Source organism: Anaerococcus sp. HMSC068A02, assembly GCF_001811125.1.
GTDB classification, from domain to species: domain Bacteria; phylum Bacillota; class Clostridia; order Tissierellales; family Peptoniphilaceae; genus Anaerococcus; species Anaerococcus vaginalis_C.
Map to the genome: position 1 here is coordinate 31,089 of NZ_KV803756.1, position 4,675 is coordinate 35,763.

The following is a 4,675-nucleotide window of genomic DNA, read 5'->3' on the forward strand; positions in this document are numbered from 1 at the left end:
ATATATATAGCATCTCAATCCATCCTATATCCAATTCCTCTAACAGTAGAAATTACTTCTTTATCAAGTTTTTCTCTGATTCTCTTAATAGTTGATGTAAGGGTATTATCATTTACAAACTTATCCCTATCTTCCCAAAACATTTCAAGCAGCTGACTTCTGGTATAAACTCTGTGGGGGTTTTTGATAAATAAGACTAGGATTTCATATTCAAGAGAAGTTAGGTCTATTTGATTAGCTTTAAAATAAACTTTTGATTCTTTTAAATCTATTTTGATATCCTTGTAAGTAAGGATTTTGTCTTGAGTTAAAGGTATTGTCCTTAAAACGGCATCAATTCTAGCCCTTAATATGGCAAGGGAAAATGGTTTAGTTAAATAGTCATCTGCTCCTTGATCTAGGGCTTTAACTATAAAATCTTCATCATTTTTAACAGTAGTAACTATAATTCTAATATCTTTATCTTTTAATTTTTCAATTAAATACTGACCGTCTTTATCTGGTAGATTTATGTCTAATAGTGCCACGTCCATATCTACATTCATCTTATAGGTCGCTTCGTAAAAAGATGATGCAATCTCTACCTCATAACCATTATTAACCAAATACTTTTCCATTTGTAACGCTATCTCTTTATTATCTTCTATGATTAAAATATTTTTCATTCTTATCCTCTTAATTAAATTTTAATAGTCATATTCACAGTATACCATTAATAATGTAGTAAATTAATCAAAATTAATTGTAATATAAAATTAATAAAAAAGACCTACTATCTCTTTGAGAAGAACTTCATGGTCCAGAAATTTTAAAACATGGAAATAATATCAAGTGGACAACTGATGAGAAATTAGAAATAGTAAGCAAAGTGCTAGCAGGAAAACAATAAGGTCTGTAGCAATTGAAATCGGTATTAATCCTGGATAACTTTATTCATGGGTTAACAATTACAAAATTTATGGATATATATGAGATTTATGCTTTAATACCTCAATTCCATGTGTTTCTACTAAATTATTCCATCTTCTTATGTAGTTACGGAAGTAATATTTGTCGATACCTCTAGGTGTATCAGACCATTACCTTGTTTGTATAATTCTATACAGTTCTTTCTAAACCCATAGATATATTTCATAAAAATACCCTCCTTACTGGTTTGTCCAGTAAAGAGGGTACATATCATGTCAGGATTTAGGTTGATACACAAAATTATTTACAGACCCAACTTCATTTGATTTATTTATGCATGAACTTAGTTTGGTTTAGGTGTCGCAATATTATTTGCAATTCATCATTTATTTAACCTATTACTTGCACTATATATGGCTCTTTTAATTTTCCTACAATGAAAGTTATCCCTTCTGATTTTTCAATATTCCTATTCATAAGCTTTTTTTGTCTAACCAGTGCATGTGTACATGAGTTCCCAAAACAACAATCTTTATAAATTCCGCCCTTTGCAAATGTTTCAAATATTGATGATAATTCACTATCTTCAATATCTTCATTGCTTATATAAAAATCAGAAAACACATAGGCTGCATTTTCTTTTTTTGTACCACTAACAATTTCAGGCATAAGTTCAGTTGGATAATTCAATATTTTTCTCGTTCTTGGTAAAATTCGTTCATAGATATTTTGAATTTTTTTCCTAATAGATTATATATGAGATAATCTTTGCCTGAAATATTTATTTTTTCTTTTTTATTTATTAGGTTAATGTTGTAAGTTGAATCTTTGTATTGATTTTTTATATATGGGATAATTTTTTCGTCTTTTATTTTTATATTTAAAAGTATTTCTTTTTCGTTTGCCTTATTGTGATTTCTTCTAGGCTATTTTGATATTTTTTTGTAATATCTTTTGTGATTTCTTCTATTTCTTCTATCTGTCTACTTCCATCACCCGTGATGGATTTTTAAATATTCTTTTTTATTATTTCTTTTAATTTAATGCTTTTAGATATCCCTGCATTTAGAGCTGTAGACAATACTTGAAAGTGTGTATTTGCTTGAATTAATTCTTCTCTTTCCTTTGCTATTTACCATATTAGATCGTCTATCCATTTCTTCTTGGACTCGCATAAATATTTCTTTAGATATAATAGAAAAATAGCTTTTAAGATTTCTTTAAAATATCCTAAAAGCCACCTGTTTCAACACTTTTATATCTTGTCATTCTATTTCATTGACATCAATACCACACTCTCAAGCGTTTTAAAGTATAGAAAACCATTTATTTTACCACGATTGAATGAGCCTTGATATTACACTAAAAATAACATAGGAAATAGTACAAAACATCTGACTATCTACCATCTTTCTTAATTTTATTGTAACTCTTAATGAGTATCGTCTTTTTCTGATTGTTCTTGCACAAATTTGATGCTATTTTGAATATATTCTTTCTCCTTTTCTGTTGCAACTTCTTCTAACTGTTTAAATAAAGCAATACATTCATTTCGTTTACCTAATACATTAAATGCAGTTGCAATATTGAGATACCATATCATTTCATCCTGCATTTCTTTAGGTTTCGTATCTATTGCAAGAAGTTTTTCTAAAAAGATTTCTCCGTTTTTGTTTTCTTGATATTCTTTTACAATATCGTTATTCAGTTTTCTGAATTGACGTCCTCTAAGCATTAAAATAAAGAATACAGTAAAGAAATAAACAATAGAAATAACGGCAATACCACCAACGATAATGACTAAAAAACTAATTGTTGATTTTACATATGGAGCTATGTTCACATAAATAAATAGCAGTACCGCCCAAAATAGCAAGGCCAATCGGATAAGCCATTTATCTCTTTTTTCATATATTGCTCTTTTATTTTTTAGATTTTCGGGTTCGTAAATCATTTTATTTCACTCCTTTATTGCCACATCACTCAGAATTTGTTTTACTGAGTTCTACAAACTGGAATTTGAATTATTGATTATTTTAAGAAAATTTTTAGAAATTTATCAGTGTTAACTTTCCTCTGATTATAGCTTTCTATTTTGCTCTAACAGCATCAATTCTTCATCTGTTAATACGTTACCATTCATTGTTATTTTCCTCCTTGCTCAACACTGCCACGTATTTCAATATCAAATTCTTGACCTTTGCGAACAGTTCCAAGCGCAAATGCTATTCTTCCTTCCCTTACCTCCGAAAAATCCTTATGTTCAGAAGATGTAAACCTTTCGTTTCTACACACTTCCACCCACGGACCGCCATAAAACTTATTTTCTTTCATCCACGTAAAAAACTCTGTCGTAAATTTCATCAGTTCATCATCCGTTTTACAAATCTCATCCGAGATAAGGATGTAAGCCCCTATCCTTGAAATAGTGTGCTGCATTAAAAAATCTTCATTCAATTTTGTAAGTTCTTCCGTCTTCACATCTCCAACATCAAGACTCGATACATACACACGAAACTGTTCTTCCGGCAAAAACTCCGCACAATGTTTATTAAGCAACTTTTCAAATTCAATTCGTACTGCAAAATCCAAATAGTCGTCCTCATAATTTCCATCCTTTTTCGACACTTCAACCGTATCAATTTCCGGGTCATATCCGTCGGGAACAATCAATATGCGCGCTTCCTTATCCAGCAGTTCCGGATGATGATAGGCAATATATGTAAAATGCACTCCATACGGCGCATATTTCTCATTTACATATGTCAGCATATAGTCCGCCATACTAAGATAAATCTTTTGTTTGCCGGTAAGTTGGCTGTAATCAAGCGGAAGTTCTTCCTTTGTTAATATCTCTTTCTGCTGGTCGGTTAAAACCACATTCTGGTCCTTTGTTTCCGTATTGTTTGTGTAATTCGCACTCATTCTGCACCCCCCCCTAAACATAATATCATTATAAATATTGCTACAATTCCTATGCCACGCTTAAACATTTGCATTTTCCTCCTCCGTTGGGGAATTAAAATATTACTTTTTATGGTACTTTCATCAAACAGACCATAACTATAGTTTTACCACATATTATTTTTATGCTATACAAAAAATATATCTAATTAAAAATGCTACGATCAATACCCTTAATATGTTATAGGTCATTAAATTCATCCGCGTCGAGTTAAAGACTTTGTATACTCTCTTGTAATTATTGTCATAATGATAATTGCAAAATAAACAAATTTCTCCAATAATCCACTCACTTTTTCAAAATAAATAAATTGTTGATTTATTTCTTCGTCAAACAATATTACTTGATTTTATCTTCTACATATATCATAAATGCTAGTAATTTTTTTGTTCATTCTGCACTTCTATCATCCAAACAGTACATCTTTTTGATTTGCTTATATTTTGCCTCACTTTCAGCACTTGTCAAATCCAGCTATATTTTAACACTTATGTGTTTATCGACATCAAGTTTAGACAAAAGTGCTACCGTCTCAACATTATCTTTATTGTCCAAACTAAAGTCAATGTCATAATCTATAAGCGGAAGCTTGAAAACAACCGATTTTATCCAAGTTCCATTTTTAGGTTTTTCATCATAAATCTGAATTTCTTCTATCAATTCATTGAGCAATCTCTTTTTGTCGATATCTGAAAGGACTGTATAAAGGCTATTAAAATTAACAAGTATTTTATAAATATTATCAGAAGTTATTTTTTCTTCAAGGATCGCCTCTTTCCTTTTTCTGCTATCATTTAACTG

Annotated in this window: 4 protein-coding genes and 1 pseudogene; all 5 read right to left on the reverse strand. The window is 30.1% G+C overall.

What is annotated here, in order from left to right:
- Window positions 1-14: 14 nt before the first annotated feature.
- Complete coding sequence (locus HMPREF2782_RS04635) at window positions 15-665, reverse strand: response regulator transcription factor (RefSeq protein WP_070641222.1); 651 nt, start codon at window positions 663-665, stop codon at window positions 15-17.
- A gap of 634 nt (window positions 666-1,299) precedes the next feature.
- The gene (locus HMPREF2782_RS04640; protein WP_261668656.1) at window positions 1,300-1,599 is read right to left on the reverse strand and encodes a peptidase; all 300 of its coding nucleotides are present in this window, start codon (window positions 1,597-1,599) and stop codon (window positions 1,300-1,302) included.
- A gap of 742 nt (window positions 1,600-2,341) precedes the next feature.
- Complete coding sequence (locus HMPREF2782_RS04645) at window positions 2,342-2,863, reverse strand: hypothetical protein (protein ID WP_070641226.1); 522 nt, start codon at window positions 2,861-2,863, stop codon at window positions 2,342-2,344.
- Window positions 2,864-3,054: 191 nt separating this feature from the next.
- On the reverse strand, window positions 3,055-3,834 hold the full coding sequence (locus HMPREF2782_RS04650) for a hypothetical protein (protein WP_070641228.1): 780 nt from the start codon (window positions 3,832-3,834) through the stop codon (window positions 3,055-3,057).
- A 514-nt stretch (window positions 3,835-4,348) separates the two neighbouring features.
- Window positions 4,349-4,675, reverse strand: a pseudogene (locus tag HMPREF2782_RS09680) (recombinase family protein); the annotation flags it as partial.

Excerpts from the sequence above, each read along its gene's own strand:
- HMPREF2782_RS04650 (WP_070641228.1), bottom strand. The coding sequence starts at position 3,834 with ATGAGTGCGAATTACACAAACAATACGGAAACAAAGGACCAGAATGTG.
- HMPREF2782_RS04645 (WP_070641226.1), bottom strand. The coding sequence starts at position 2,863 with ATGATTTACGAACCCGAAAATCTAAAAAATAAAAGAGCAATATATGAA.
- HMPREF2782_RS04635 (WP_070641222.1), bottom strand. The coding sequence starts at position 665 with ATGAAAAATATTTTAATCATAGAAGATAATAAAGAGATAGCGTTACAA.